29 protein-coding genes and 1 tRNA gene are annotated in these 25,399 nt (G+C 65.5%); 24 read left to right on the top strand and 6 right to left on the bottom strand.

The window, feature by feature from the left end:
- Nucleotides 1–82 precede the first annotated feature (82 nt).
- The 12 genes from rplN (at nt 83) to PVW46_RS25045 (ending at nt 7,267) form a co-directional block, all read left to right on the top strand.
- Nucleotides 83–451 carry a 50S ribosomal protein L14 gene (gene rplN / locus PVW46_RS25100; RefSeq protein ID WP_023851005.1) on the top strand — a complete coding sequence of 123 codons (369 nt, stop codon included), beginning with the start codon at nt 83–85 and terminating at the stop codon, nt 449–451.
- A 1-nt stretch (nt 452) separates the two neighbouring features.
- Nucleotides 453–764: a 50S ribosomal protein L24 gene (gene rplX / locus PVW46_RS25095; RefSeq protein WP_043137376.1), complete on the top strand. Its 312-nt coding sequence runs from the start codon at nt 453–455 to the stop codon at nt 762–764.
- A complete protein-coding gene (rplE, locus tag PVW46_RS25090) occupies nt 757–1,338 on the top strand; it encodes a 50S ribosomal protein L5 (RefSeq protein WP_043137375.1) in 582 nt (193 codons plus the stop codon). Before rplX ends, rplE begins: the two co-directional genes overlap by 8 nt.
- A 13-nt stretch (nt 1,339–1,351) precedes the next feature.
- The gene (gene rpsN / locus PVW46_RS25085) at nt 1,352–1,657 is read left to right on the top strand and encodes a 30S ribosomal protein S14 (protein ID WP_043137373.1); all 306 of its coding nucleotides are present in this window, start codon (nt 1,352–1,354) and stop codon (nt 1,655–1,657) included.
- 12 nt (nt 1,658–1,669) lie between these two features.
- Nucleotides 1,670–2,062 carry a 30S ribosomal protein S8 gene (rpsH, locus tag PVW46_RS25080; RefSeq protein ID WP_043137371.1) on the top strand — a complete coding sequence of 131 codons (393 nt, stop codon included), beginning with the start codon at nt 1,670–1,672 and terminating at the stop codon, nt 2,060–2,062.
- Nucleotides 2,063–2,076: 14 nt separating this feature from the next.
- The gene (gene rplF, locus PVW46_RS25075) at nt 2,077–2,610 is read left to right on the top strand and encodes a 50S ribosomal protein L6 (protein ID WP_043137370.1); all 534 of its coding nucleotides are present in this window, start codon (nt 2,077–2,079) and stop codon (nt 2,608–2,610) included.
- A gap of 12 nt (nt 2,611–2,622) precedes the next feature.
- Nucleotides 2,623–2,982: a 50S ribosomal protein L18 gene (gene rplR / locus PVW46_RS25070; protein ID WP_043137368.1), complete on the top strand. Its 360-nt coding sequence runs from the start codon at nt 2,623–2,625 to the stop codon at nt 2,980–2,982.
- A 156-nt stretch (nt 2,983–3,138) separates the two neighbouring features.
- Nucleotides 3,139–3,720 carry a 30S ribosomal protein S5 gene (gene rpsE / locus PVW46_RS25065; RefSeq protein WP_043137365.1) on the top strand — a complete coding sequence of 194 codons (582 nt, stop codon included), beginning with the start codon at nt 3,139–3,141 and terminating at the stop codon, nt 3,718–3,720.
- A gap of 2 nt (nt 3,721–3,722) precedes the next feature.
- Nucleotides 3,723–3,911 carry a 50S ribosomal protein L30 gene (gene rpmD, locus PVW46_RS25060; RefSeq protein WP_043137362.1) on the top strand — a complete coding sequence of 63 codons (189 nt, stop codon included), beginning with the start codon at nt 3,723–3,725 and terminating at the stop codon, nt 3,909–3,911.
- 147 nt (nt 3,912–4,058) lie between these two features.
- The gene (locus PVW46_RS25055) at nt 4,059–4,844 is read left to right on the top strand and encodes an MBL fold metallo-hydrolase (RefSeq protein ID WP_069210854.1); all 786 of its coding nucleotides are present in this window, start codon (nt 4,059–4,061) and stop codon (nt 4,842–4,844) included.
- Nucleotides 4,845–4,901: 57 nt separating this feature from the next.
- A complete protein-coding gene (locus PVW46_RS25050; RefSeq protein WP_069211000.1) occupies nt 4,902–6,110 on the top strand; it encodes a cytochrome P450 in 1,209 nt (402 codons plus the stop codon).
- Nucleotides 6,107–7,267, top strand: coding sequence for a cytochrome P450 (locus PVW46_RS25045; protein WP_274578137.1), 1,161 nt, complete (start codon nt 6,107–6,109; stop codon nt 7,265–7,267). The genes PVW46_RS25050 and PVW46_RS25045 overlap by 4 nt, the downstream gene beginning before the upstream one ends.
- A 15-nt stretch (nt 7,268–7,282) precedes the next feature.
- Here PVW46_RS25045 and PVW46_RS25040 read toward each other — a convergent pair whose 3' ends face one another.
- The gene (locus PVW46_RS25040; protein ID WP_443137064.1) at nt 7,283–8,530 is read right to left on the bottom strand and encodes a DEAD/DEAH box helicase; all 1,248 of its coding nucleotides are present in this window, start codon (nt 8,528–8,530) and stop codon (nt 7,283–7,285) included.
- Between the two features lie 263 nt (nt 8,531–8,793).
- Nucleotides 8,794–9,453, bottom strand: coding sequence for a hypothetical protein (locus PVW46_RS25035; protein WP_043137353.1), 660 nt, complete (start codon nt 9,451–9,453; stop codon nt 8,794–8,796).
- Between the two features lie 281 nt (nt 9,454–9,734).
- On the opposite strand from PVW46_RS25035, the gene rplO reads away from it, so the two are divergent.
- The 8 genes from rplO (at nt 9,735) to rplQ (ending at nt 15,347) form a co-directional block, all read left to right on the top strand.
- Entirely contained in the window at nt 9,735–10,205 is a 471-nt protein-coding gene (gene rplO, locus PVW46_RS25030; RefSeq protein ID WP_043137351.1) for a 50S ribosomal protein L15, read from the top strand.
- A gap of 108 nt (nt 10,206–10,313) precedes the next feature.
- The gene (secY, locus tag PVW46_RS25025; RefSeq protein ID WP_069210856.1) at nt 10,314–11,681 is read left to right on the top strand and encodes a preprotein translocase subunit SecY; all 1,368 of its coding nucleotides are present in this window, start codon (nt 10,314–10,316) and stop codon (nt 11,679–11,681) included.
- Nucleotides 11,678–12,322, top strand: a complete 645-nt coding sequence (locus PVW46_RS25020) for an adenylate kinase (RefSeq protein ID WP_043137346.1) — start codon at nt 11,678–11,680, stop codon at nt 12,320–12,322. Before secY ends, PVW46_RS25020 begins: the two co-directional genes overlap by 4 nt.
- Nucleotides 12,319–12,690, top strand: a complete 372-nt coding sequence (locus PVW46_RS25015) for a hypothetical protein (RefSeq protein ID WP_069210857.1) — start codon at nt 12,319–12,321, stop codon at nt 12,688–12,690. Before PVW46_RS25020 ends, PVW46_RS25015 begins: the two co-directional genes overlap by 4 nt.
- Before the next feature lie 197 nt (nt 12,691–12,887).
- Complete coding sequence (rpsM, locus tag PVW46_RS25010) at nt 12,888–13,256, top strand: 30S ribosomal protein S13 (RefSeq protein WP_043137341.1); 369 nt, start codon at nt 12,888–12,890, stop codon at nt 13,254–13,256.
- A gap of 15 nt (nt 13,257–13,271) precedes the next feature.
- Nucleotides 13,272–13,667, top strand: a complete 396-nt coding sequence (rpsK, locus tag PVW46_RS25005) for a 30S ribosomal protein S11 (RefSeq protein WP_043137338.1) — start codon at nt 13,272–13,274, stop codon at nt 13,665–13,667.
- Between the two features lie 117 nt (nt 13,668–13,784).
- On the top strand, nt 13,785–14,801 hold the full coding sequence (locus PVW46_RS25000) for a DNA-directed RNA polymerase subunit alpha (protein WP_069210858.1): 1,017 nt from the start codon (nt 13,785–13,787) through the stop codon (nt 14,799–14,801).
- A gap of 126 nt (nt 14,802–14,927) precedes the next feature.
- A complete protein-coding gene (rplQ, locus tag PVW46_RS24995) occupies nt 14,928–15,347 on the top strand; it encodes a 50S ribosomal protein L17 (protein WP_069210859.1) in 420 nt (139 codons plus the stop codon).
- Nucleotides 15,348–15,563: 216 nt separating this feature from the next.
- Here the strand turns inward: rplQ and PVW46_RS24990 are convergent, their stop codons facing one another.
- Genes PVW46_RS24990 through dapF form a run of 3 tightly spaced genes read right to left on the bottom strand, consistent with a single transcriptional unit; the run spans nt 15,564 to nt 18,271 of the window.
- Nucleotides 15,564–16,187, bottom strand: a complete 624-nt coding sequence (locus tag PVW46_RS24990; RefSeq protein WP_069210860.1) for an FMN-binding negative transcriptional regulator — start codon at nt 16,185–16,187, stop codon at nt 15,564–15,566.
- A gap of 3 nt (nt 16,188–16,190) precedes the next feature.
- Nucleotides 16,191–17,444 carry a tRNA (N(6)-L-threonylcarbamoyladenosine(37)-C(2))-methylthiotransferase MtaB gene (mtaB, locus tag PVW46_RS24985; protein WP_069210861.1) on the bottom strand — a complete coding sequence of 418 codons (1,254 nt, stop codon included), beginning with the start codon at nt 17,442–17,444 and terminating at the stop codon, nt 16,191–16,193.
- Nucleotides 17,441–18,271 (bottom strand): diaminopimelate epimerase, encoded by an 831-nt coding sequence (dapF, locus tag PVW46_RS24980; protein WP_043137325.1) that lies wholly within the window; start codon nt 18,269–18,271, stop codon nt 17,441–17,443. Before dapF ends, mtaB begins: the two co-directional genes overlap by 4 nt.
- Before the next feature lie 128 nt (nt 18,272–18,399).
- On the opposite strand from dapF, the gene PVW46_RS24975 reads away from it, so the two are divergent.
- Both PVW46_RS24975 and PVW46_RS24970 read left to right on the top strand, forming a co-directional pair.
- Nucleotides 18,400–18,475, top strand: a tRNA-Lys gene (locus PVW46_RS24975).
- 243 nt (nt 18,476–18,718) lie between these two features.
- Entirely contained in the window at nt 18,719–20,263 is a 1,545-nt protein-coding gene (locus PVW46_RS24970) for a bifunctional aminoglycoside phosphotransferase/ATP-binding protein (RefSeq protein ID WP_069210862.1), read from the top strand.
- A gap of 7 nt (nt 20,264–20,270) precedes the next feature.
- Here the strand turns inward: PVW46_RS24970 and PVW46_RS24965 are convergent, their stop codons facing one another.
- Nucleotides 20,271–21,980, bottom strand: a complete 1,710-nt coding sequence (locus PVW46_RS24965; RefSeq protein ID WP_083242444.1) for a PHA/PHB synthase family protein — start codon at nt 21,978–21,980, stop codon at nt 20,271–20,273.
- Nucleotides 21,981–22,193: 213 nt separating this feature from the next.
- On the opposite strand from PVW46_RS24965, the gene PVW46_RS24960 reads away from it, so the two are divergent.
- On the top strand, nt 22,194–24,797 hold the full coding sequence (locus PVW46_RS24960; protein ID WP_069210863.1) for a cation-translocating P-type ATPase: 2,604 nt from the start codon (nt 22,194–22,196) through the stop codon (nt 24,795–24,797).
- Nucleotides 24,798–24,863: 66 nt separating this feature from the next.
- Nucleotides 24,864–25,399, top strand: a 536-nt coding sequence (locus PVW46_RS24955) for a PEP/pyruvate-binding domain-containing protein (RefSeq protein ID WP_274578125.1), incomplete at its 3' end; no start/stop codon positions are given.

Below are 25,399 nucleotides of genomic sequence, written 5' to 3'. Positions count from 1 at the left end.
CCCATTGCGGGGCTCGGTTGCATACGAAACCCCCGGGTCAATGTCTCCTTGACGAGCGGCCCGGGACGTCGGGAGAAAACTTATGATCCAGATGCAGACCAATCTGGATGTTGCTGACAATTCCGGAGCCCGGAAAGTTCAGTGCATCAAGGTTCTGGGCGGTTCGCACCGCCGCTATGCCTCTGTCGGCGACATCATCGTGGTGTCGGTGAAGGAGGCCATTCCGCGTGGTCGCGTGAAAAAGGGTGACGTCCGCAAGGCCGTCGTCGTGCGCACCGCCAAGGAAGTTCGCCGTGAAGACGGCACCTCGATCCGCTTTGACCGCAACGCCGCCGTGATCCTGAACAACGCAGGTGAGCCGGTCGGCACCCGTATCTTCGGACCGGTGGTGCGTGAACTGCGTGCCAAGAACTTCATGAAGATCATCTCGCTCGCCCCGGAGGTGCTGTAAGATGGCCGCGAAACTGAAAAAAGGTGACACCGTCATCGTCCTGACCGGCAAGGACAAGGGCAAGACCGGTGAGATCGTCAGCGTCGACCCCAAGGCCGGCAAGGCCGTCGTCGACGGGCTGAACATCGCCATCCGCCACACTCGTCAGACCCAGACCAGCCAGGGCGGTCGTATGCCCAAGGCGCTGCCGATGGACCTGTCGAACCTGGCCTTCGTCGACGCCAACGGCAAACCGACCCGCGTCGGCTTCCGCATGGAAGGCGACAAGAAGGTCCGCTACGCCAAGACCACGGGGGACGTGATCGATGCTTGATATGGAAAGCTACACCCCGCGCCTGAAGGCCCAGTATCGTGAGACCATCAAGGCCGCGATGAAGGAGCAGTTCGGCTACACGAACGACATGCAGATCCCGAGCCTGCAGAAGATCGTGCTGAACATCGGCTGCGGCGCCGAGGCGGTCCGCGACTCGAAAAAGGCCAAGTCGGCCGTCGAGGACCTGACCAAGATCGCCGGCCAGCAGGCCGTCGGCACCAAGGCCAAGCACAGCCACGCCCCGTTCCGCCTGCGTGAGGGCATGATCATCGGCGCCAAGGTCACCCTGCGTGACGTGCGCATGTATGAATTCCTCGACCGCCTGGTGACCGTTGCAATGCCGCGTATCCGCGACTTCCGCGGTGTAAAGCCGTCCTTCGACGGTCGTGGCAACTTTGCGATGGGCCTGAAGGAACACATCGTGTTCCCCGAGATCGATTTCGACAAGGTCGACGAGGTCTGGGGCATGGACGTGATCATCACGACCAATGCAAAGGAATATGGCGAGCACTCGGCCGACGCACAGGCCAAGGCTCTGCTGACCCATTTCAACATGCCGTTCACCAAGGCGTAAGAGGAGCGATATCATGGCTAAAAAAGCAATGATCGAGCGCGAGAAGAAGCGCGAGCGCCTGGTGGCCCGGTATGCCGCCAAGCGCACTGAACTGAAAGAAATCGCAAACGACGAATCGAAGCCGATGGAAGAGCGCTTCAAGGCCCGCCTCAAGCTGGCCAAACTGCCGCGCAATTCCTCGCCCACCCGGCTGCACAACCGCTGCCAGCTGACGGGCCGTCCGCACGCCTACTACCGCAAGCTCAAGATCAGCCGTATCGCCCTGCGCGACCTCGGTTCGAACGGCAAGCTGCCCGGCGTCGTGAAGTCGAGCTGGTAAGGAGGGGATGAGATGAACGATCCTATCGGCGATATGCTCACCCGTATCCGCAACGCACAACAGCGTGGCAAGTCCACGACGTCGACACCGGCGTCCAAGCTGCGCGGCTGGGTTCTGGATGTACTGGCTGACGAAGGCTATATCCGCGGCTACGAAAGCAGCACGGACGAGCGCGGCCACCCCGCGTTCGAGATCAGCCTCAAGTACTTCGACGGCACGCCTGTCATTCGCGAAGTGAAGCGGGTCTCCAAGCCCGGTCGTCGCGTCTACATGAGTGTCAATGACATCCCGCAGGTCCGCCAGGGGCTGGGTGTGTCGATTGTCTCCACCCCCAAGGGTGTGATGTCGGACGCAAACGCACGCGCAGCCAACGTCGGCGGCGAAGTGCTCTGCACCGTATTCTAAGGAGGCCTGAACACATGTCTCGTATTGGTAAGAAGCCGGTCGAATTGCCCTCGGGCGTGTCGGCCAGCGTCTCCGGCCAGACCATCGAAGTGAAGGGCCCGAAAGGCACCCAGAGCTTTACGGCCACGGATGACGTGACCCTCAAGGTCGAGGAAAATGCAATCTCGGTGGAACCGCGCGGCAAGTCCAAGCGTGCCCGCCAGCAGTGGGGCATGTCCCGTACTGTGGTTGCGAACCTCGTCCACGGCGTCCAGAACACCTTCAAGAAGGAACTGGAAATCCAGGGCGTGGGTTACCGGGCTCAGCTGGCAGGCAAGGTCCTGAAGCTGAACCTGGGCCTGTCGCATGACGTGGATTTCCAGATTCCCGACGGCATCACCATCACCTGCCCCAAGCCCACCGAGATCATCATCGAAGGGCATGACATTCAGCAGGTGGGCCAGGTTGCGGCGAACATCCGCGACTGGCGCCGGCCCGAGCCGTATAAGGGGAAGGGTATTCGCTACAAGGGCGAGTACATCTTCCAGAAGGAAGGCAAGAAGAAGTAAGGACGCAAGGCAATGGCAAACAGCAAACGTGTACTGTTCCAGAAGCGCCGCCTGCGCGTCCGGAACAAACTTCGCAAGGTCAACGCAGGTCGCGTTCGCCTTTCGGTTCATCGTTCGAACAAGAACATTTCTGTCCAGCTCATCGACGATGTGGCGGGCAAGACCCTGGCAGCAGCTTCCTCGCTGGAGCCGTCGCTGGGTGTTGTCGGCAAGAACAACGTCGAAGCAGCAGCCAAGGTGGGCGCGGCAATCGCCGAGCGCGCCAAGGCAGCCGGTGTCGAAGAAGCATACTTCGACCGTGGCGGCTTTCTCTTCCACGGCAAGGTGAAGGCCCTGGCCGACGCTGCGCGTGAGGGTGGCCTGAAGATCTGAGGTTTCGGTGCGCAGTCCCTGCGCACCGTTCGCAAGCTGCGCCTCCGGGCGCAGCTTATTTTGCAGGCGGGAACGCCTCGATGATCGAGGGGCCGGACGGCCCACTGCGATTGAACAAACCGGTGCTCTTGGGCACCACGAGAAAAGGAATGCCTTATGGCAGAACGTGAGAACAAGCGTGGCGGCGGCCGCGGTCGTCGTGACCGCGAGGAGCAGGCGCCCGAATTCGCCGATCGCCTGGTGGCGATCAACCGTGTGTCCAAGACCGTCAAGGGTGGTAAGCGCTTCGGCTTCGCCGCGCTCGTCGTCGTGGGCGATCAGAAAGGCCGCGTCGGCTTTGGCAAGGGCAAGGCCAAGGAGGTCCCCGAGGCCATCCGCAAGGCCACCGAGCAAGCCAAGCGCAAGATGATCCGCGTGCCGCTGAAAGAGGGCCGCACCCTGCACCACGACGCCAAGGGCCATCACGGCGCAGGCAAGATCACCATGCGGACCGCCCCCCAGGGTACCGGTATCATCGCAGGTGGTCCGATGCGTGCCGTCTTCGAGATGCTGGGTGTTCAGGACGTCGTCGCCAAGTCGACCGGCTCGCAGAACCCCTACGCGATGATCCACGCCACGCTGGACGCCCTGCGCAACCAGCAGTCGCCGCGCAACGTTGCGCAGCGTCGTGGCAAGAAGGTCGCCGACATCCTGCCCAAGCGTGATGACGCGCCCGCAGCCGAGACCGAGGAGGCCTGATCATGGCTAAGACCATCGTCGTCAAACAGGTCGGTTCGCCGATCCGCCGCCCTGCCATCCAGCGTCAGACCCTGGTCGGCTTGGGCCTGAACAAGATGCACCGCGTGCGCGAGCTGGAAGACACTCCGGCGGTTCGCGGCATGATCCGCAAGATCCCGCACCTGGTGGAAATCGTCGAAGAGCGCGACTGAGCCTCTTTCCCGATGTGAACAAAAAGCGCCCTCCGGTTCGTCCGGGGGGCGTTTTCCGTTTTACGGGGCTATCTCGAAAAGTTCAATTTGTCGCAGGGCGGGGTCGCACTACCGTCTCCCGGGAACAGAACACTGGGAGCGCTACACATGACCTTCACCCGACGCAATTTTCTTCATACCGCCGCTGCCGCCGGAAGTATCACGGTTCTGCCTTTCGCGGGTCGTGCCGGTGGCCACCTGCCGAACGAGTTCAAGACCTCCGACGGCACGGTTCTGGTGCATCCCGTGCACCATGCGTCCATCGTGCTGGAGACGCCGGTGGGCACGATCTACGTCGATCCGGTGGGTGAAGTCTCGGAATACGAGGGCTTTCCGGATGCCGATCTTATCCTGATCACGCACCAGCACGGCGATCACTACAATGCCGATGTGTTGGCCGCGCTGAAGGGCGAAAACACCCAGATGCTGACCAATCCAGCGGTTTTCGACATGCTCTCGGACGAATTGAAGGTGAACACCAACGCACTGGCCAATGGCGCCAGCGCCAGCCTGACCGGCCTCCAGGTGGACGCCATCCCGGCCTACAACATGACCGAAGGGCGCGAAAACTTTCACCCCAAGGGGCGTGACAATGGCTATGTCCTGACGATGGGCGATTTCCGCATCTACGTCTCGGGTGATACCGAGGACATCCCGGACATGCGCGCACTGGAAGGCATCGACCTCGCCTTTGTCTGCATGAACCTGCCGTTCACCATGACGGCCGAGGCTGCAGCGGACGCGGTCCGCGAATTCGCTCCGACCTATGTCTATCCCTACCATTATCGCGGCCGGGACGGCGGCACGCAGGACCCGGCGATGTTCGCAGAGATGGTCGGTGACGCGGCCACGGTGAAGATGGGCGACTGGTACGCCCCGGGCGAGCTTGGCTGACAGCGCCTCTTGCCGAACCGAATGGCCTCCCGCAAAGTCCTTGCGGGAGGCTTTTTCATGGCATTGGATGTTTCGACCTTCGATCTCAACGCGATCGGCCCGGATTTCATCGAAAATCCGCACCCGGTCCTGCACCGGCTGCGGCAGCAAAGCCCGGTCCACCGCAACGCGGACGGCTCTGTCTTTCTGACCCGCTTCGACGATTGCATGGCCGTCTACCGAAGCCGCGACATGCTGTCCGACAAGACGGAGGCCTTTGGCGAAAAATTCGGCCAGTGCCCGCTGCAAAAACACCACACGACCAGCCTGATCTTCAACGATCCGCCTTATCACACGGTGGTGCGCAAGCTGATCTCTGGTGCCTTCACCCCGCGCAAGCTGGCCGAGTTCGAACCGCTGATCGACAAGATCGTCGATCGGCTGCTGGACCGGGTCGAGGACCTGGGAGAGCTGGACCTGATCGAGGACTTCGCGAAGGTTCTGCCGACCGAGATCATCAGCTTCATGCTGGGCATCCCCGAGGAATACCGAGCGCGGCTGCGCGGTTACTCGCTGGCGATACTCGGTGCCCTGGACCCGGTGGTGCCGGCGGAGCGGCTGGCCGAAGGCAACCGCGCGGTCGAGGAGTTCGGAGAGATCCTTGGCGATCTCATCGACCATCGCCGCCGCAACCGCGAGGGGGCGCATGAAGGCGAGGTGCTGGAATCGCTGATTTTTGGCGAACACGAAGGGCGGCGGCTGACGCAGGAAGAGCTGATCCAGAACTGTATCTTCTTGCTGAACGCAGGCCATGAGACGACGACCAGTTTCGTCGGCAATTCTGTCGGCCTGCTGATGGACAACCCCGACCAGCACCGGATGCTGTTGGACGACCCGGACCTGATCGGCCCCGCGGTCGAGGAGTTCCTGCGGGTCGAAAGCCCGCTTCAGATCGGCAATCGGCTGGCGGGCGAGGATATCGAGCTGTCGACCGGGGTGTTGCCCAGGGGCTCCTATATACATACCTCCATCGCTGCGGCGAACCGCGATCCCGAGGTTTTTCCGGATCCGGACCGGGTGGACATCACGCGGCGACCGAACCGACACATTGCCTTCATTACCGGGATTCACGTCTGTCTTGGCGCCTCTCTGGCGCGGGTCGAGGGCAAGATCGCCGTTGGGAAATTCGTGCGGCGCTTTCCCAGGCTGACGGCGAATGGCCCGCGCGCGCGGGTGCCGCTGGCCCGGTTCCGCGGGTATGCGACACTGCCGGTCCGCGTGCGATGAGCGACGCGCCCCGGGTCGACCTGGACCCCGCAGAACTGGTTGCCGATCCCTATCCGTCGCTCGCCCGTCTGCAGGCCGAGACGCCCATCGCCTTTGTCCCGCAACTGGGGGCCACACTGATCACCCGGCGAAACGTGATCTTTGAGCAGGAAAAGCGGATCGAGGTGTTTTCCTCGCGTCAGCCGCAGGGACTGATGACCCGCCTCATGGGCGAGAACATGATGCGCAAGGATGGCGAGGAACACGGGGCCGAACGACGCGCCTGTTTCCCTGCCTATTCGCCCCGCACCGTGCGGGATCGTTGGTCCGACGCCTTTCGCAAAGCGGCACAGGATGCGCTGGAGGACATGGCGCGGCAGGGGCAATGCGATCTTGTCCCCGACTACGCCATGCGCCTGTCGGGAGAGGCCTTGCGGGCAATCACCGGGCTGCACGGGCTGACCTGGCAAGAGATGGATGCCGTCAGCCAGGGGATGATCGACGGGATTGCCAATTACACCGGCGACCCGGAGGTCGAGGCCCGGTGCCACGCTGCGACGGCCCGGATCGATGCGGCCATCGACGCGCAGGCGGGCGATCCAACGGAAATGTCCCTGTTGGATGTGCAGATGCGCGCCGGGCTGCCGATGGACAGCGTTCGGGCGAATATCAAGCTTGCGATCTCCGGCGGCCAGAACGAACCGCGTGACGCGATTGCGGGCTGTGCCTGGGCGCTCTTGGCCCATCCGGCAGAGCTGGCCCGGGTGCGGGCGGGCGAGGCAAGCTGGCAGGATGTCTTCGAGGAATTCACCCGCTGGATCGCCCCAATCGGTATGAGCCCGCGCGAGGTTGCGCGGGAAGATGTGGTGGAAGGGGTGCGCTTCGATCCCGGCGACAGGGTGTTCCTGATGTATGGGATCGGCAACCGGGATCCGGAGGTCTTTGATCGGCCAGAGGTCTTTGACGTGACACGCGACACCCGGCCGAGCCTGGCCTTCGGCGCCGGTCCGCATTTCTGCGCGGGGGCTGCCGCCTCGCGCTCCCTGATCGCCGAAGTCGCTTTGCCGATGCTTTTCGAAAGATTTCCGCGGATGGAGCTGCCCGGGCCGGTGGCGTTCACCGGCTGGGCGTTCCGGGGGCCGAAATCGGTCCCCGTAAGGCTCGGGGGCGCCGTTTAGCGCCCCCGGTCGAACTCACGCCGCCTTGGAGCGGCGGGTGCGGCTGCGGCGCGGGCGCCCGGGTTTCGCGGCGTTGCCACCGGGGCGATTGCCAGGGCGCCGGTTTCCGCCGCCGCGAGAGGGCTTCTTGACCGGCTCCCACGGTTCACCGCCCGCCACTGCGATGTCGCGGCCCATGACCTTGAGGATCGCATGGAACTCACCCATCTCGGTGGGCGCGCAATAGGCGATGGCCGTGCCGTCCAAGCCGGCGCGCGCGGTACGCCCGATGCGGTGGACATAGTTGTCGGCAACGTTCGGCAGATCAAAGTTGTAGACGTAGCGCACCGAGGGAATATCGATGCCGCGCGCGGCCACATCCGTGGCGACCAGCACCTTCAGTTCGCCGTCACGGAACGCCTTGAGCGCGCGGTCGCGCTGGCCCTGGCTCTTGTTGCCGTGGATCGACCCGGCGGCAAAGCCCTTGGCTTCGAGGTGCTTCTTCAGCTTCTCGGCGCCATGCTTGGTGCGCGAAAAGACCAGCGCGGCCTCTGTGCGGTGTCCGTCCAAGTGGTTGACCAGCAGGGAGGCCTTGTGCGCCTGTTCGACGAAATGCACGCTCTGCTCGATGCGCTCGACGGGTTTGCCCGGAGGTGTCACCTCGATCCGTACGGGATTGGTCAGGTAGGCGGCCGCGATCTCTGCCATCTGCTTGGGCATGGTGGCCGAAAACAGCATGGTCTGACGTTCTGCGGGCAGATGCCTGGCGATCTGGCGCAGCGCGTGGATGAACCCGAGGTCCAGCATCTGGTCGGCCTCGTCCAGCACCAGGAACTCGGTCCCGTCAAGGCGCACCGACTTGCGTTCCATCAGGTCGATCAGGCGGCCCGGGGTGGCGACCAGCAGGTCGGTGCCCTTGGCCAGCCGCTGTGCCTGCGCGTTCAGCGATGCGCCGCCGGTGACGATGCCGATCTTGACCGGGGTGCCGGCGGCGTAGATGCGCAGGTTGTCAACGATCTGCTTGGCCAGTTCGCGCGTCGGCGCAAGGATCAGCCCGTGCGCGGACTTGGCGGCGGGGCGCGCCTGCTTGCGCATCAGGGTCGAGATCAGCGGCAGGCCGAAGGCGGCGGTCTTGCCGGTGCCGGTCTGCGCCAGGCCCATGACATCGCGGCCGTTCATGGCGTGCGGAATGGCCTGGGTCTGGATCGGGGTGGGTTCGGTGATGTTCTGTTCGGCCAGGTTGGCCAGGAGGCGGGGCGGCAGCCCCAGCATGTCGAAATCCAAGAGTACGTCCTTTAGTGCGGGGGATGCCCGCGAAATCATGCGTTTCCCGCCACGACAGGTGTCGCGGCGCGCACGGGTGAGACCGCAGACCTGGGCGCGGGGCATCGTGCCATCGCGCCTGTTGCGGTTCTGGACCCCCGCGTGAAATGGGAACCATGTGGGAAAGATGTGCCGAGAGGGCGCTTTCGCCCGTCAGCCCCGCTCACGCGGCGGGTGCGGCAACTGGAGCGTACATGCGGTGCTGCGGTGCAGAAGTCAAGGGCTCAGGCGGGAATGCCCTGCATTGCCCGCGGGCGCAGTGGTGCCAGGCGCAGGGCCATCGCCTCGCGTTCCAGCCGTTCGCGGCGATAGCCAAGGCTCATCGCCCCGAGGATGGCGCAGTAGAGCACCAGCAGATAGGCCGGGTAGGCCAGCAGGACCGGAGTGAAGGCGCCGACCGACAGCAATCCCAGCAGCGCGGCCAGTGCCGATAGCCCCCAGCAGGCGGCCGTTTCGGCGCGTGGTTCGGCATAGGCCTTGAGGATCGTCGGCACGCCGCCCAGGGCGCTGATCGCGATGGCGATGGCCAGGGCAAACACCGCGTCGTCTGTGACCCACCACAGCGCCAGTCCGCTTCCCGCGACTGCGTAGATCGCCAGGTCGCGCGCATTCAGGATGCTGCCCATGCCGAAGCGGATCGAAAGCGCGAAGATCAGGACCGTTTCCGCCGTTTCGACGCCGACAAAGAACAGGGAGGCATCGGCCCCCTTGTCGACGTTGGACATCAGGCAGATCCCCGACAGCACCGACCATATCAGCCAGGTCGACCGCGCCGGGCGCGTGCTGCCGCAAAGCATGTCGCGGATGTAGGGCAGGCAGGCGAGGTTGCTGACCACGATGGAAGCGATGCCGAGTGTTACAAGCCAGTTGTCGGCAAGGGTCATGGTCAGGTCTCCGGGGTTGACCGCGCCAGGAAATTTGCGCGTCTGGGGACACCCTGCCTAGGACGGACGGGCCATGCCATTCAGCGATTCCCTACCGTATGGAATACCGGACCGCCGCAAGCGTCGTGCGGGGAGGCCGTGGACTGCAGGGAAGGCTTGTCTTGGCCGGGGTGCTTCGCTATACGCCCCCGGTGGTCCAAGGGGACCCGATTCACAACCAAGAAACGCCGTGGTCTGTCCATCATCGCTTCGCGGGCAGCATCCGGCATAGGAGAAGCGACATGAAACTCAATGAACTGCGCGACAATCCCGGCGCAACCAAGCGCAAGCAGCGCATCGGCCGTGGCCCCGGTTCGGGCCGTGGTAAAATGGGTGGCCGTGGTATCAAGGGTCAGAAATCGCGTTCGGGTGTGGCCATCAACGGTTACGAAGGCGGCCAGATGCCGCTCTACCAGCGTCTGCCCAAGCGTGGCTTCAACAAGCCGAACCGCAAGGCATATGCCGTCGTCAACCTGGGCCTGATCCAGAAATTCGTCGACGCGGGCAAGCTGGACGCCGGCAACATCACCGAAGAAACGCTGGTTTCCTCGGGTCTCGTCCGCCGTTCGCTGGACGGTATCCGCGTCCTCGCCAAGGGCGAAGTGACCGGTGCCCTGACCATCAACGTCACCGGCGCGTCGAAATCGGCAGTCGCCGCCGTTGAAGGCAAGGGCGGTTCGCTGACCGTCACCACCGCGGCAGCGGCGGAATAACGACTTGTGAGCGGCGCGCCCGCCGCTTACATGTCCAACAGTTTTCCATTGCGCGCCGCCCGACGGAAAACCCGTCGTGGCGGCGTTTGACTGAAAAGAGAGATCCGCATGGTATCCGCAGCAGAGCAAATGGCCGCCAACACCAGCTGGGCGGCGCTTGGCAAAGCAACCGACCTGCGCAATCGCATCTTCTTCACCCTCGCCCTTCTGATCGTCTACCGCCTTGGCACATACATCCCCGTTCCGGGGATCGACGGCGCCGCGCTGCAAGAGTTCGTCGAGCAGGCAGGGCAGGGCGTTGCGGGCATGGTGTCGATGTTCACCGGCGGCGCGCTGGGACGCATGGGGATCTTTGCGCTGGGCATCATGCCCTACATTTCGGCCTCGATCATGGTGCAGCTCCTGACGGCCATGGTGCCGGCCCTGGAGCAGCTCAAGAAAGAGGGCGAGCAGGGCCGCAAGAAGATCAACCAGTACACCCGTTACGGCACGGTGGCGCTGGCGGTGATCCAGTCCTATGGCCTTGCGGTCAGCCTGGAGGCCGGGGATCTGGTGACAGATCCGGGCTGGTTCTTCCGCGCGGCCTGCATGATCACGCTGGTCGGCGGCACCATGTTCCTGATGTGGCTGGGTGAGCAGATCACCGCCCGCGGCATCGGCAACGGCATCTCTCTGATCATCTTCGTCGGCATCATCGCCGAGGTTCCCGCCGCGCTGGCACAGTTCTTCAGCCAGGGCCAGTCCGGCGCGATCAGCCCGGCGGTCATCGTGGGCGTGATCCTGATGGTGGTGGGCGTCATCACCTTCGTGGTCTTCATGGAACGGGCGCTGCGCAAGATCACCATCCAGTATCCGCGCCGCCAGGTCGGCATGAAGATGACCGAGGCCCAGCAGAGCCACCTGCCGGTCAAGGTCAACCCCGCGGGCGTCATCCCGGCGATCTTCGCCAGCTCGCTGCTGCTGCTGCCGGTCACGATCTCGACCTTTTCGGGCGGGTCGGACACCGGCCCGATCATGTCGACGATTCTGGCCTACTTTGGTCCCGGACAGCCGCTCTACCTGCTGTTCTTCGGCGGCATGATCGTCTTCTTCGCCTATTTCTACACCTTCAACGTCTCGTTCAAACCCGATGACGTTGCGGACAACCTCAAGAACCAGAACGGTTTCGTTCCGGGCATTCGCCCGGGAAAGAAAACCGCGGAATACCTGGAATACGTCGTGAACCGCGTGCTGGTCCTGGGCTCCATCTACCTGACGGCTGTTTGCCTTCTGCCCGAGATCCTGCGCACCCAATACGCCATCCCGTTCTACTTTGGCGGTACTTCGGTTCTGATCGTGGTCAGCGTGACCATGGACACCATTCAACAGGTCCAGAGCCATCTCTTGGCACATCAGTACGAAGGTCTTATTCAAAAGTCGCAGCTGCGCGGCAAGGGTAAGGGCCGCAAGAAACGGGGGGCACCAGCGCGTCGATGAACATAATTCTTTTGGGACCGCCGGGGGCGGGCAAGGGCACGCAGGCACGTATTCTCGAAGAGAACCGTGGCATGGTCCAGCTGTCGACCGGCGACATGCTGCGCGAGGCCAAGGACAGCGGCACCGAGATGGGCAAGATCGTCGCTGACGTCATGGCCCGCGGTGACCTGGTCACGGACGAGATCGTGATCGGCCTGATCCGCGAAAAGCTGGAAACGGTCTCGGCAAACGGGTTCATCTTCGACGGCTTCCCGCGGACGCTGGCCCAGGCGGACGCACTGGGCAAACTGCTGGCCGATGAGGGGCAGACGCTGGACAAGGTGATCGAACTGCGTGTGGACGACGATGTACTGGTGCAGCGCATCACGGCGCGGTCGACCTGCGGCAGCTGTGGTGAGGTCTACAACGATCTCACCAAGCCGATCCCCGAGGACGGCAAATGCGTGAAATGCGGCGGAACAGAGTTCAAGCGCCGCGCCGACGACAACGAGGACAGCCTGCGGACGCGCCTGATGGCCTACTACAAGCAGACCTCGCCGCTGATCGGCTATTACTACGCGCTGGGCAAGCACAGCAGCGTCGACGGGCTCGGCGAGATCGCCGATATCCAGTCGGCGATTGCCGGACAGCTCGACGCATGAGGATCGGACGGACGGCGGCAGCCCTGCTGATCGGCGGGCTGTCGGCCGTCGGCCCGGCCCTCGCCGAAGAGATCCTCGACAATCCGGGCTACTGCGATCTGCCCTACGAGGATCGCGAACTGGCGGACATCGTGACGCTGACGCCCACCGGGATCGAAAGCCACGGCGCGCGCTGTTCTTGGTCCGGCGCGCGGTTTGTTTCGGGCCAGTCCCTGTCGGTCACGGCGACCTGTGACGACGGAGGCAGCCAGTGGCAGACTGGGCTCTGGATCAGCGAGACAAAGGGCGGTTTCGTGCGGGTCGTGCCGGAGGGAATCTTCCCTCTGCCAGAGATCTATTTCCCCTGTTCGCAATGGTCGCGAAAATAGCCTTGACAGGGGGTTGACCTTCTGGGCCCTGCCCAATAGGTAGCCCCATCCCGCAAGGGAGCCATTGCCCGAATCGTGGATCCAGGATTCGGGAAGATCACCTGAGTTATGACAGACGCCCGGCAGCCGCATGGCCCGGGCTTCCGTTGTGAAAAAAGGGCCTGGAGCTACGGGCTCGCAACGAAAGGAACAGAGACTTGGCACGTATTGCCGGCGTCAACATCCCGACCCACAAGCGCGTCCCGATCGCGCTGACCTACATCCACGGCATTGGCCCCGCCACTGCCAAGGAAATCTGCGCGGCCACCAACATCGACGTGGCACGCCGCGTCAATGAGCTGAGCGACGCAGAAGTCCTGGCCGTCCGTGAATTCATCGACGCCAACCTGACCGTCGAAGGCGACCTGCGCCGCGAAGTTCAGATGAACGTCAAGCGCCTGATGGACCTCGGCTGCTACCGTGGCCTGCGCCATCGCCGCAACCTCCCCGTCCGCGGTCAGCGGACCCACACCAACGCACGCACGCGCAAGGGCCCCGCAAAGCCCATCGCAGGCAAGAAGAAGTAAGGGGAGAACGGACTCATGGCACGCGATACTCGCCGCGGTGGCGGCAAGAAGAAGGTCTCCAAGAACATTGCAGCCGGTGTGGCGCATGTTAACTCGTCCTTCAACAACACCAAGATCCTGATCTCGGACGTGCAGGGCAACGCGATCTCCTGGTCGTCGGCCGGCACGATGGGCTTCAAGGGTTCGCGCAAGTCGACCCCCTACGCCGCTCAGCTTGCTGCGGAAGATGCCGGCAAGAAGGCGCAGGAACACGGCGTGAAGACGCTGGAAGTCGAAGTGCAGGGCCCCGGTTCGGGCCGCGAATCCGCGCTGCGCGCGCTGGCTGCCGTCGGCTTCAACATCACGTCGATCCGCGACGTGACGCCGATCGCCCACAACGGTTGCCGCCCGCCGAAGCGCCGCCGCGTCTGATCCATCGGACAGTTTTTCGCGGGGCCGGGCCTTTTGCCCGGCCTCGCGCCGTCGTTTTGAAACCTCGGGCGTCGGTGCCTTCGGACATGGGGCGCTGGCAGGTATGGAGGGAACTGCATGATCCACAAGAACTGGGCTGAACTGATCAAGCCGACGCAGCTTGAGATCAAGCCGGGCGCCGATCCGTCGCGCATGGCCACCGTCGTTGCCGAACCGCTGGAGCGCGGCTTTGGTCTGACTCTGGGCAACGCACTGCGCCGGGTCCTGCTGTCGTCGCTTCAGGGCGCGGCCATCACCAGCGTGCAGATCGACAACGTGCTGCACGAATTCTCCAGCGTGGCCGGTGTGCGTGAAGACGTCACCGACATCATCCTGAACCTCAAGGGTGTGTCGCTGCGCATGGAAGTCGAAGGCCCCAAGCGCCTGTCCGTGACCGGCAAGGGCCCGGGCGTCGTGACCGCTGGCGATATCGCCGAAAGCGCGGGCATCGAGGTGCTGAACCGCGAGCATGTGATCTGCCACGTCGACGAAGGCGCCGAAGTGTACATGGAATTCACCGTGAACACCGGCAAGGGCTACGTCAGCGCGGACAAGAACAAGCCCGAGGATGCGCCGATCGGTCTGATCCCGATCGACGCGATCTATTCGCCGGTCAAGAAGGTCGCCTATGACGTGCAGCCCACCCGTGAGGGCCAGGTGCTGGACTACGACAAGCTGACCATGAAGATCGAAACCGACGGCTCGATCACGCCCGAGGACGCCGTGGCCTTTGCCGCGCGCATCCTGCAGGACCAGCTGTCGATCTTCGTCAACTTCGACGAACCGGAGTCGGCGGGCCGCCAGGACGAGGACGACGGGCTGGAATTCAACCCGCTGCTTCTCAAGAAGGTGGACGAGCTGGAACTGTCTGTCCGTTCGGCGAACTGTCTGAAGAACGACAACATCGTCTATATCGGGGACCTGATCCAGAAGACCGAAGCCGAGATGCTGCGCACCCCGAACTTTGGCCGCAAGTCCTTGAACGAAATCAAGGAAGTGCTGTCGGGCATGGGGCTGCACCTGGGCATGGACGTCGAGGACTGGCCGCCGGACAACATCGAGGACCTGGCCAAGAAGCTGGAAGACTCGTTCTGAACCAATCGTAGGATGGGTGATATCACCCATCCTACCGGGCATCCGCCCCAAGGAGAGCCGGTGACACGCATCGCCGGCCGGACAAAGCAAAACCGCCCGTAGAGGGCAAAAATCGGAGTAAAAACAATGCGTCACGCAAAAGGTTACCGCCGCCTGAACCGCACCCACGAGCACCGCAAGGCGCTGTGGGCAAACATGGCCGGCTCGCTCATCGAGCATGAGCAGATCAAGACCACCCTGCCCAAGGCCAAGGAACTCAAGCGCGTCATGGACAAGCTGATCACCCTGGGCAAACGTGGTGACCTGCACGCCCGCCGCCAGGCGCGCGCGCAGCTGAAGGAAGACAAGGACGTCGCCAAGCTGTTCGAGATCCTCGGCCCGCGCTACGCCGAGCGTAACGGCGGCTATACCCGTGTTCTCAAAGCAGGTTTCCGCTACGGTGACATGGCCCCGATGGCCATCATCGAGCTGGTGGACCGCGACGTGGACGCCAAGGGCGCAGCCGACAAGGCGCGCGTGGCTATGGCCGAGGCCGACGAAGAGTAATCTTCTCTTCAATGGAATTCATGAGGGCCCTGCCGGTGACGGCGGGGCCTTTTTCATGCCGTGCTTTTTCATGCCGACCGGGCGTCCCGGAATTTTGTACAAAACGTACGAAACGTACGGCGATTCCAGCATTTTGTACAAACGGGCAAGATCCGGTTCACCCAGGTAAACCGCTTTCGATTTTCCAAATCCGTGACGGTGCAGCTCCGGGGCCGATCACTTGGCCGTGAGCGGGTCCCGCATGTCGCGGGCCAGGGCCTGCAACTCGCTGCCGAAACCTTCGGTCAGCCTGTCGGCGGCGGCAAGCCGGACCTCTTCGGGTTTGTTCTGGCCCAGCTTGAAGGTGCTCTGGACCTCCGTGATCTCCAGCCGGAAGGGCAGGATCATCCGCAGGAACCGCGCCTTTGTCTCGGCGCTCATCTTGTCCATCGTCCAGGGCGCCTTGTCGGGCAGCCGGGTCTCGAAGGCGGCGCTCTGGGCGGCCAGCAGCGGCTCCAGTTCAGAGACCGGGCGCGGGTGCAGCGTGCCGATGAGGTGGACGGCGGTGTAGTTCCAGGTCGGCACCTGGTCGTCGATCCCGTACCAGTCGGGTGAGACGTAGCCGTCCGGCCCGCTTACGACCAGCGTGACGGGTTGCGGCGTGGCGCAGGACCGCGCGATTGGGTTGGACCGGACAAGGTGCAGGTCGGCCTTTGTCCCGCTCTCAGACAGGAGGAAGGGGACATGCGCAAGCAGCGGCGCGCCCTCGGTCGAGAGCGTGAGCACCCCGAAGGAGCGGGCGCGCACAAGCGTCAATGCGGTGTCCCTGTCGGTCTGCCGGAAGGTCGGGTTGGGATGCATGGCTCAGGCCGTGAGTTGCTGGCCGTCAAAGCCGGTGATCCGCGCCTGCACGATCTGGCCGACGGGCTGCGGGGCGGCAAAACGCACCTCTGTGAATTGTTCGGTCCGGCCCATGTCCGGCGCCTCCATCAGCACCGCGTGGTCGCGGCCGGCCTGGGCGGCAAGATGCGCCTGCACCTGCGATTCTCCGGCGGCGCGCAGGCGGGCGGCGCGTTCCTTGATGACGCTGCCGTTGATCTGCTGCGGGATGCGCGCGGCGGGGGTGCCGGGGCGGGCCGAGTAGGGGAAGACGTGCAGCCAGGTCAGGTCGCAGTCCGAGACCAGTTTCAGCGAGTTCTCGAAATGCGCCTCTGACTCGGTCGGGAAACCGGCGATGATGTCGGCGCCAAAGGTCATCTCGGGGCGCAGGCGCCGCGCCTCTTCGCAGAAACGGATCGCATCGTCGCGCAGGTGACGGCGCTTCATGCGCTTCAGGATCAGGTCGTCGCCGTGCTGCAGGCTGAGGTGCAGGTGGGGCATCAGGCGCGGCTCGGAGGCGATGGCCAGCATCAGGTTGTCATCGGCCTCGATCGAATCGATCGAGGAGATGCGCAGGCGCGGCACGTCGGTCAGCCGCAGGATGCGCATGACCAGATCGCCCAGGCGCGGTTCCCCGGGCAGGTCGGCGCCCCAGGAGGTCAGGTCGACCCCGGTCAGCACCACCTCGTTATAGCCCTGGTCCACGAGGCGCCTGATCTGGTCCACGACCACACCGGCGGGGACCGAGCGCGAATTGCCCCGGCCATAGGGAATGATGCAGAAGGTGCAGCGGTGATCACAGCCGTTCTGAACCTGCACATAGGCGCGCGACCGCGAGCCGAAGCCGTCGATCAGGTGGCCGGCGGTTTCCGTCACCGACATGATGTCGTTGACCTGCACCTTTTCCGTCTCGCCGATGAAATCGCCCGCGAGGCCCTTCCAGGTGTCGGGGGCCATCTTTTCGGTGTTGCCGATGACGGCGTCGACCTCGTCCATCGCGGCAAAACTCGCCGGGTCGATCTGGGCGGCGCAGCCGGTGACGATGACGCGGGCGTCCGGGTTTTCGCGGCGCAGCCGGCGAATTTCCTGACGGGCCTTGCGCACGGCCTCCTGCGTGACGGCGCAGGTGTTGACGACCACGGCGTTGTGCATGCCCGCCGCCTCGGCGAGATCCTTCATCGCCTCGGTTTCATAGGCGTTCAGGCGGCAGCCCAGGGTGGTGAACTTGGGCGCGCTCATGGGTTCGCGTCCAGCCAGTCTGCGGTGAACTGGCCGTCAAAGACATGCGCGGTGCCGCCGGTCATCCAGACGCCATCCTCGCGCCAGTCGACCTGCAGCGTGCCGCCGTCGAGGTCGATGCGGACGCTACGCCCGGTCAGGCCGCGCCGTGCGGCGGCGACGGCGGTGGCGCAGGAGGACGAGCCGGAGGCCAGTGTCACGCCCACGCCACGCTCCCAGACGCGCATCCGCAGGTGGTTTTCGCCCAGCAGGCTGGCCACCTGCACGTTGGTGCGCTGCGGGTACAGCGGGTGGTGTTCGTAGCGCGGGCCGAATTGTTCCAGCGGGATCGCCTCGGCATCCTCGACGAAGAAGGTGCAATGCGGGTTGCCCATGCCGGTGGCGGTCGGTCCGCCCTCGATGGGCAGTTCCAGCGTGTCCATTTCCTCGGCCAGCGGGATCTCGGCCCAGTCCAGTTGCGGCGGTCCCATGTTCACCGAGGTCAGCCCGTTGCCGGCATCGACGGCCTCGAGCGTGCCGCGATCGGTGGTCAGGCTCAGGCGGGTCTCTCCGGTCTGATCCATCAGGTGGCGGGCGATGCAGCGGGTGGCATTGCCGCAGGCCGCCGAGGTGGAGCCGTCGGAGTTGTAGAAGGTCAGGTGCGGCTGGTTGGCGTTCTGGGTGATGACGGCCAGCTGGTCAAAGCCCACGCCCCTGTGCCGGTCGGCGATGGCCGCGATTCGCGCAGGGGTCAGCGCCGCCTCGCGCTGCCGCGAGTCGATCACCACGAAGTCATTGCCAAGCCCGTGCATTTTCATGAAGGGCAGTGCGCGCGCGTCCTGTGTCATGGCGCGCGATATACGCCTGTCGCGGGGTGGTTTCCAGTGTCCCGGCGAGCGATGAGAAAAAGCCTGCAAGATTCCTGATTTTTTGGCTTGACCCCGACCGGGCATATTCATAGTTAGGCCGCCACAGTGGGCCGTTAGCTCAGTTGGTAGAGCAACTGACTTTTAATCAGTGGGTCGTAGGTTCGAATCCTACACGGCTCACCACTGAATCAAGGGCTTGGCCAGAGATGGCCAAGCCCTTGTTCGTTTCCGGGGCACACTGCGCAGCTTCTTCGTGACCTTTATTGCCCGGTCTTGCGGGTTTGCACATTTCCACGGCAGCGCGCCGCGCTTTTTCCTTGTGATCGGGCAAGCGCCGCGCGGTTCTTGACGCCGATCAAGGGGCTGCCTTGCCAGACGTGGGATGACGGGGCAGGGATCAGACCCGGGAACAGGAGCGCCGGACGGATGGCGGATCAGGAAGAGGTCGTGACCTTGCTGCAGCAGCCCGCGCTGTACGCCGGCGCCGCGGACGTGGACGTGGTCCGGACGCATGGGGCCTATGTCTTTCTCGGCGGGGACACGGCGCTCAAGATCAAGCGGGCGGTGCGCTACGACTACCTCGACTACTCGACGCCGGAGCTGCGCGCGGCGGCCCTACGGCGCGAGCTGGAGCTGAACGCGCCCGCCGCGCCGATGATCTATCGCGACATGGTGGCGGTGACGCGGGGGGCGGACGGTGCGCTGGCGCTGGATGGCGCGGGCGAGGTGGTGGAATGGGCGCTGCGGATGTGGCGGTTTCCGGACGAGGATCAGCTGGACCGGGTGGCAGGGCGTGGCGCGCTGGACCGGCCCCTGGCCGAGACGCTGGGCGAGAGCATCGCGCAGTATCACGCGGCGGCCCCGGCGCTGGCCGCGCCCGATGGTGTGCGGCGGATCGGAGACATCCTGGACGAACTGGGGCGCGAATTCGCGGGGATGGAGGGCGCGTTGCCCGCCGAGGGCATCGCGCGTTTTCTGGACCGGGCCAGGGAGGCGCTGGCGCGACAGGCGGCCCTGCTGGACAGCCGGGCAGAGGCGGGCCACGTCCGACGCTGTCACGGCGACCTGCACCTGCGCAACATCGTCCTGATCGAGGGCCGGCCCGTGCCCTTCGACGCGCTGGAATTCAGCGAGGAGCTGGGCACCTGCGACGTGCTCTACGACCTGGCCTTCCTGCTGATGGACCTGCGCCACCGGGGGCTGGCCAGGGCGGCGAACGCGGTGCTGAACCGTTACCTGTTCGCCGCCGCGACCGATGACCATTATCGCGGGCTGGCCGCCCTGCCGCTGTTCCAGGCGGTGCGCGCGGGCATCAGCGCGATGGTGGCGGTCCAGACGGCGCGGGCGCAGGGCGGCAGCGCGCCCCTGTTGCGGGATGCCGGGCGCTATCTTGACGATGCCATTGCCGTGCTGGAGCCGGGGGCACCGAGGCTGGTGGCCCTTGGCGGGTTGTCCGGCACCGGCAAGACCACGGTGGCGCGCGGGCTGGCGCCGGACCTGGGGGCGCCACCGGGGGCGGTGCATCTGCGCAGCGACATGATCCGCAAGGCGCTGTGCGGGGTCGATCCCCTGACGCCGCTGGATGCACGCGGCTATAGGCCGGAGGTCAGCGCGGCGGTCTATGACCGGATGGACGCGCTGGCGCGCGAGGTTCTGCAGGCGGGACAGACGGTGATCGCGGATGCGGTCTTTCTGAACCCGGACGAACGCGCCGCCATCGCGCAGGTCGCCCAAGACCTTGGCGCGGGCTTTGCCGGGCTGTGGCTGGAGGCAGAGGGGGCGGCGCTGGTCGCCCGCGTGTCAGACCGCCGGGGCGATGCCTCGGACGCGGATGCAGAGGTGGTGCGGGCCCAATTGGCGCGCGATACCGGACCCATCGGCTGGGCCCGTGTCGATGCCTCCGGCGCGGCGGACGAGGTGCTTGCCGCCTGCCGTGCCGCGCTTGGGGGGACTGGGCAGGCGCCGGCCTGACGCGCGCTCAGGTCTGCAGGACGTAGCTGCCCGGCGCGGCCATCAGCGGCGGCAACCCGGCCTCTGCCCGGCCCATCGGCGGCGGGGCGCCCCTTTCGCCGGTGCTCTTGGCCTCCAGCCAGTCGAACCAGACCGGCCACCAGGACCCGTCCTGGGGATCGTGGCGGGTCAGCCAGGTGTCCGGGTCCATGTAGTTGCGGCCCGGCGGACGGTGCCCCCGGCGGAAATGGCGATGGGGTTGTCCCGGCACGCTGAGCACGCCGCCATTGTGCCCACCCGAGGTCAGGACAAAGGTCAGGTCGCCATCGGTGAACAGGGCCGTCTTGTAGACAGAGCGCCAGGGCGCGATGTGATCCTTTTCCGTGCCCAGCACGAAGAAGGGGGCGGAAATGTCCTTGAGCGCGATCACCCGCCCCTCGACCGAGAACCGCCCGGCGGTCAGGCGGTTTTCGAGGAACAGCCCGCGCAGGTATTCCGAATGCATCCGGTAGGGCATCCGCGTGGCGTCCATGTTCCAGGCGGAGAGGTCGAACATCGGGTCCTCTTCGCCCAGCAGGTAACGGCGCAACAGGCGGCTCCAGACCAGGTCGCGCGCGCGCAGGATCTGGAAGGCGCCGGCCATCTGCGGCGCGTCCAGATAGCCCTTGTCCCACATCATGTCCTCGAGAAAGGCGATCTGGCTTTCGTCGACGAAAAGCATCAGCTCGCCCGCCTCGGAGAAATCGGTCTGGCCGGCCAGCAGCGTGACCGAGGCCAGCCGGTCGTCGCCGTCGCGTGCCATTGCCGCCGCCGCGATGGCCAGGATGGTGCCGCCCAGGCAATAGCCGCAGGCATGGACCCGGGGCGCCCTGGTGATCACCTGCACCGCCTCCAGCGCCTCCATCACGCCGCGGCGGCGGTAGTCTTCCAGCGACAGTTCGCTCTGCTCGGCGGTGGGATTGCACCACGAGATCGCGAAGACGGTAAATCCCTGCGCGACCAGCTGCGCGATCAGCGATTTCGGCGGGCTGAGGTCGAGGATGTAGTATTTCATGATCCAGGCCGGGACGATCAGCAGCGGCTCGGCGTGGACGGTTTCGGTCTGCGGGGCGTATTGGATCAGTTCGAACAGGTCGTTGCGATAGACCACCTGACCGGGTGTGACGGCCAGGTCCTTGCCCACGTCGAACCCCTCGGGGCGCGGGGCGGGCTGTTGCGCGATCATCCGGGCGCTGTCTTCGGCGAGGTGCCTTGCGCCCTCGACGAAATTGCGGCCGCCGGTCTTCAGCGCGGCCTCGACCACCTCGGGGTTGGTCAGTGGAAAGTTCGAGGGCGAGACCATGTCGAGCCCCTGCCGTACCATGAAATTCACCCTGTCGGCGCTGATCTTGCGCATGCCGCGAATTTCGGCGGTGGCCTCTGTCCACCAGGTCTCTTGCGCCAGGAAGGCGGTCTTCATCGCGCGGAAGGGGGGCAGGGCCCAGCCCGGGTGGTCGAAGCGATGATCGCCGGGCGCGGGCTGCGGTCCCTCTGAGCGTCCGGCAAGGGCCAGCGCGGTTTCACCCGCGATGCGGGAGGCTTGCTGGGTCAGTGCGGTCATCCGTCCGGGCGCCGCGGCCAGGTGGGACAGCCAGTCCATCCAGGCCGAGGCGGCGGAATGCGGCGAAAGGCCCCCGGTGGCCCGGGCGCGGGTGGCGCGCAATGCGCGGTCCAGCGTGTTGCTGTCGGTGTCGGTCATGGCTGGGTCCTGCGGTCGCTTGCCGAAAAGGTGAGTCGGGGGCACCCTAGGGGAGGTCCTGCAAAACCCCGATGACGTGGATCAAAGTTTCGGCGTGTCGCCGCGCGCGGCGGCTTGACGTGCGTCAAATCGTGCGGATCGCCCATGCCCTAGGTTGCCCGCGAACAGGACGCGCGTGATCCTGAAACCCTGAACAGACGGACGAGGTGCGGCATGATGGCGGACACTGGCGGGGCAGCCTATGGGCTGACCTCCACGCAGGCGGCGGACCGGCTGGCCGAGGTCGGGCCGAACCAGCTGGCGGAACGCAAACCGGTTTCGCGCTGGGTGATCCTGGCGCGTCAGTTCACCAGCCCTCTGATCGTGATGCTGATCGCCGCCGCCGGGATCGCCGCCGCGCTGGGCGAGACGGTGGATGCCGTGGCCATCGTGCTGGTCGTACTGCTGAACGGAGTGTTGGGCTTCGTGCAGGAATGGCGCACGGAAACCGCGCTGGCGGCGCTGCGGAACATGCTGGCGACAGAGGCGCGGGTGGTGCGCGACGGCGCCCAGGTGATGATCGACACGCGCCAGATCGTGCCGGGTGACCTGGTGATCCTGGACAGCGGCGACAAGGTGCCTGCCGACCTGGTGCTGACCTCCGGCATGCGGCTGAAGGTCGACGAGAGCGTGCTGACCGGGGAATCGGTGCCCGTGGACAAGCACCTGGGTGACGAGGACGTGCCCCTGTTCATGGGGTCGAACGTGGTGGCGGGCCGGGCCGAGGGCGTGGTGCGCGCCACCGGGCCGCGCACGGAATTCGGCCATATCGCGGAGCTGACCGCCTCGATCGACGTGGGCGAAACCCATTTGCAGGCGCAACTGGCGCGGCTGGCGCGGCTGCTGGGAGGTCTGGCGCTGGGGCTGGCGGGGCTGGTGCTGGTGGCCGGTATGTTGTCGGGGCGCGCGTTGCACGAGATGTTCCTGACCGCGATTGCCCTGGCCGTCGCGATGGTGCCCGAGGGGCTGCCGGCGGTGGTCACGATCACGCTGGCGCTGGGCGCCTCGGCGATGCTGCGGCGGCAGTCCTTGGTGCGGCGGTTGCAGGCGGTCGAGACGCTGGGCGCGGCGACGGTGATCTGCACCGACAAGACCGGAACGCTGACCGAAAACGCCATGACCGTGACGCGGATCTGGACGCCCGGGCGCAGCTACGAGGTCACGGGCACGGGCTATGACCCGGCGGGCCATATCGCGGCGGAGGGCGAGCGCCTGCGCGCGGCGGATGATCCCCGTCTGGCGGACCTGATCGACGTGGCCCTGTCCTGCAACCACGCCGAGCTGGGCCACCGCGACGGCGGCTGGCACATGGTCGGCGACCCGACCGAAGGGGCGCTGGTCACGCTGGGGTTCAAGGGCTGGTCCGATTTGCCGAACCCGGCGGACCGGCTGGCCGAGATCCCCTTTGACGCCGAGCGCAAGCGCATGAGCGTGGTGATGCGAAGGGGCACGGGACTGGTGCAGATGGTCAAGGGCGCGCCGGAATCCGTTCTGGACGTCTGCACGCAGGTGCAGGGGGATGGGGGCGCTGTCGAGCCCCTGACCGCCGACCGCCGGGCCGGGATCGAGGCGGTTGCGGCAGAGATGGCCTCGGACGGGCGGCGGCTGTTGGGGCTGGCGATGCGCCCTGTCGAGGACCCGCTGGCGGGGGAAGAGGGTCTGATCTTCCTGGGACTGGTGGGCATGATCGACCCGCCGCGCGCCGAGGTGAAACAGGCGGTGTCCCTGTGTCGCCGTGCCGGCATCCGCGTGGTCATGATCACCGGGGACGCAGCCCCGACAGGCGCCGCCATCGCGCGCGAGATCGGGTTGCGGGTGGATCGCATGCTGACCGGCGAGGATCTTGACCACCTGTCCGAGGATGAGTTGCACGAGCTGCTGAAGGGCGACGTGCATTTCGCCCGGACGGCCCCGGCGCACAAGATGCGGCTGGTCGGGGCCTTGCAGCAAAGCGGCAACCTGGTTGCGATGACCGGGGACGGCGTCAACGACGCGCCCGCCCTGCGGCAGGCCGATATCGGCATCGCGATGGGCAAGCGCGGCACGGACGTGGCCAAGGATGCCAGCGACCTGGTGCTGCTGGACGACAATTTCGCCACCATCGTCGGCGCCGTCGAAGAGGGGCGCCGCCAGTTTTCCAACATCCAGCGGTTCGTCCGCTACCTGCTGTCCTCGAACGCGGGCGAGGTGCTGGCCATCGTGGTCAACCTGTTCCTGGGCGGGCCGCTGATCTTCCTGGCGACGCAGATCCTGTGGATGAACCTTGTCACCGACGGGGTGACGGCGGTGGCGCTGGGCATGGAGAAACCGGCGCCGGACCAGATGGACCAGCCGCCGGTGCCCGCGGATCATCCGATCCTCGATCTGCCGGGGCTGGCGATGATCGCCTGTTTCGGCCTCTATACCGGGGGCGTCAGCCTGTGGCTGTTCTACGGCCACCTGGGACAGGGAGAGGACCTGGCCCGGACGATGGCCTTCGCGGGGATCGTGGTCTTTGAAAAGGCCAGCGTCTTTGCCTTCCGGTCGTTCCGCCTGCCGATGTCGGGGATCGGCTACCTGTCGAACCGGCCCCTGCTGCTGGCCTTTGCGGTGACGATGGCGATGCAGGTGGCGGCGATCTACTGGCCGCCGCTGCAACACCTGCTGCACACCGTGCCGCTGAGCTGGGAGCAGCTGGGCCTGCTGGGGGCGCTGGCGCTGCCGCTGCTGGTGGTGCCGGAAGCGGTGAAATACGCCCGCCGGTCGCGGGCGCGGGGGCTGACGGTGGCGGCGCGTTGACCTGAATCAACGAAGCGCGGGGCGCTTGCTTTACCCTTCGGTCATTCCGAGGGGAGGGAGGACCCGATGGCTGACATGGACACGGACGACAGGCGCACCCTGATCTGGTTCGAGCATCTTCGGCGCGGGGACGTGGCGCTGGTGGGGGGCAAGAACGCCTCGCTGGGCGAGATGGTGCAATCGCTGGATGCCAGCCGCATCCGGGTGCCGCCGGGGTTTGCGACCACCTCCTCCGCCTATCGCGCCTTCATCGCGGCCAACGGGTTCGGCGCGGTGCTGCGAGAGGAACTGGCGGCGCTGGGCGAGGGGCGCAAGACATTGGCGCAGGCGGGCCGCGCGATCCGCGAGACGCTGGCGACAGGGGCCTTTCCGCCGCAGATCGAGGCTGACATCCTTGACGCCTACCGCGAGCTGGGGCGGCGCACGGGGCGGGAAAACCCCTCTGTCGCCGTACGCTCCTCGGCCACGGCCGAGGACCTGCCCGACGCCAGTTTCGCGGGCCAGCAGGAAACCTTTCTGAACGTCGAGGGCGAGCGCGCGCTGCTGATGGCCTGCCGCCGCTGCTATGCCTCTCTGTTCACCGACCGGGCGATCACCTACCG

The organism is Mameliella sp. AT18, from assembly GCF_028807275.1.
GTDB lineage: Bacteria > Pseudomonadota > Alphaproteobacteria > Rhodobacterales > Rhodobacteraceae > Antarctobacter > Antarctobacter albus.
This window is presented reverse-complemented; position numbering and strand designations above follow the sequence as displayed.

Coding starts and splice junctions, on each gene's coding strand:
- rplN (WP_023851005.1), top strand. CDS start 83: ATGATCCAGATGCAGACCAATCTGGATGTTGCTGACAATTCCGGAGCC.
- rplX (WP_043137376.1), top strand. CDS start 453: ATGGCCGCGAAACTGAAAAAAGGTGACACCGTCATCGTCCTGACCGGC.
- rplE (WP_043137375.1), top strand. CDS start 757: ATGCTTGATATGGAAAGCTACACCCCGCGCCTGAAGGCCCAGTATCGT.
- rpsN (WP_043137373.1), top strand. CDS start 1,352: ATGGCTAAAAAAGCAATGATCGAGCGCGAGAAGAAGCGCGAGCGCCTG.
- rpsH (WP_043137371.1), top strand. CDS start 1,670: ATGAACGATCCTATCGGCGATATGCTCACCCGTATCCGCAACGCACAA.
- rplF (WP_043137370.1), top strand. CDS start 2,077: ATGTCTCGTATTGGTAAGAAGCCGGTCGAATTGCCCTCGGGCGTGTCG.
- rplR (WP_043137368.1), top strand. CDS start 2,623: ATGGCAAACAGCAAACGTGTACTGTTCCAGAAGCGCCGCCTGCGCGTC.
- rpsE (WP_043137365.1), top strand. CDS start 3,139: ATGGCAGAACGTGAGAACAAGCGTGGCGGCGGCCGCGGTCGTCGTGAC.
- rpmD (WP_043137362.1), top strand. CDS start 3,723: ATGGCTAAGACCATCGTCGTCAAACAGGTCGGTTCGCCGATCCGCCGC.
- PVW46_RS25055 (WP_069210854.1), top strand. CDS start 4,059: ATGACCTTCACCCGACGCAATTTTCTTCATACCGCCGCTGCCGCCGGA.
- PVW46_RS25050 (WP_069211000.1), top strand. CDS start 4,902: ATGGCATTGGATGTTTCGACCTTCGATCTCAACGCGATCGGCCCGGAT.
- PVW46_RS25045 (WP_274578137.1), top strand. CDS start 6,107: ATGAGCGACGCGCCCCGGGTCGACCTGGACCCCGCAGAACTGGTTGCC.
- PVW46_RS25035 (WP_043137353.1), bottom strand. CDS start 9,453: ATGACCCTTGCCGACAACTGGCTTGTAACACTCGGCATCGCTTCCATC.
- rplO (WP_043137351.1), top strand. CDS start 9,735: ATGAAACTCAATGAACTGCGCGACAATCCCGGCGCAACCAAGCGCAAG.
- secY (WP_069210856.1), top strand. CDS start 10,314: ATGGTATCCGCAGCAGAGCAAATGGCCGCCAACACCAGCTGGGCGGCG.
- PVW46_RS25020 (WP_043137346.1), top strand. CDS start 11,678: ATGAACATAATTCTTTTGGGACCGCCGGGGGCGGGCAAGGGCACGCAG.
- PVW46_RS25015 (WP_069210857.1), top strand. CDS start 12,319: ATGAGGATCGGACGGACGGCGGCAGCCCTGCTGATCGGCGGGCTGTCG.
- rpsK (WP_043137338.1), top strand. CDS start 13,272: ATGGCACGCGATACTCGCCGCGGTGGCGGCAAGAAGAAGGTCTCCAAG.
- PVW46_RS25000 (WP_069210858.1), top strand. CDS start 13,785: ATGATCCACAAGAACTGGGCTGAACTGATCAAGCCGACGCAGCTTGAG.
- rplQ (WP_069210859.1), top strand. CDS start 14,928: ATGCGTCACGCAAAAGGTTACCGCCGCCTGAACCGCACCCACGAGCAC.
- PVW46_RS24990 (WP_069210860.1), bottom strand. CDS start 16,187: ATGCATCCCAACCCGACCTTCCGGCAGACCGACAGGGACACCGCATTG.
- mtaB (WP_069210861.1), bottom strand. CDS start 17,444: ATGAGCGCGCCCAAGTTCACCACCCTGGGCTGCCGCCTGAACGCCTAT.
- dapF (WP_043137325.1), bottom strand. CDS start 18,271: ATGACACAGGACGCGCGCGCACTGCCCTTCATGAAAATGCACGGGCTT.
- PVW46_RS24970 (WP_069210862.1), top strand. CDS start 18,719: ATGGCGGATCAGGAAGAGGTCGTGACCTTGCTGCAGCAGCCCGCGCTG.
- PVW46_RS24965 (WP_083242444.1), bottom strand. CDS start 21,980: ATGACCGACACCGACAGCAACACGCTGGACCGCGCATTGCGCGCCACC.
- PVW46_RS24960 (WP_069210863.1), top strand. CDS start 22,194: ATGATGGCGGACACTGGCGGGGCAGCCTATGGGCTGACCTCCACGCAG.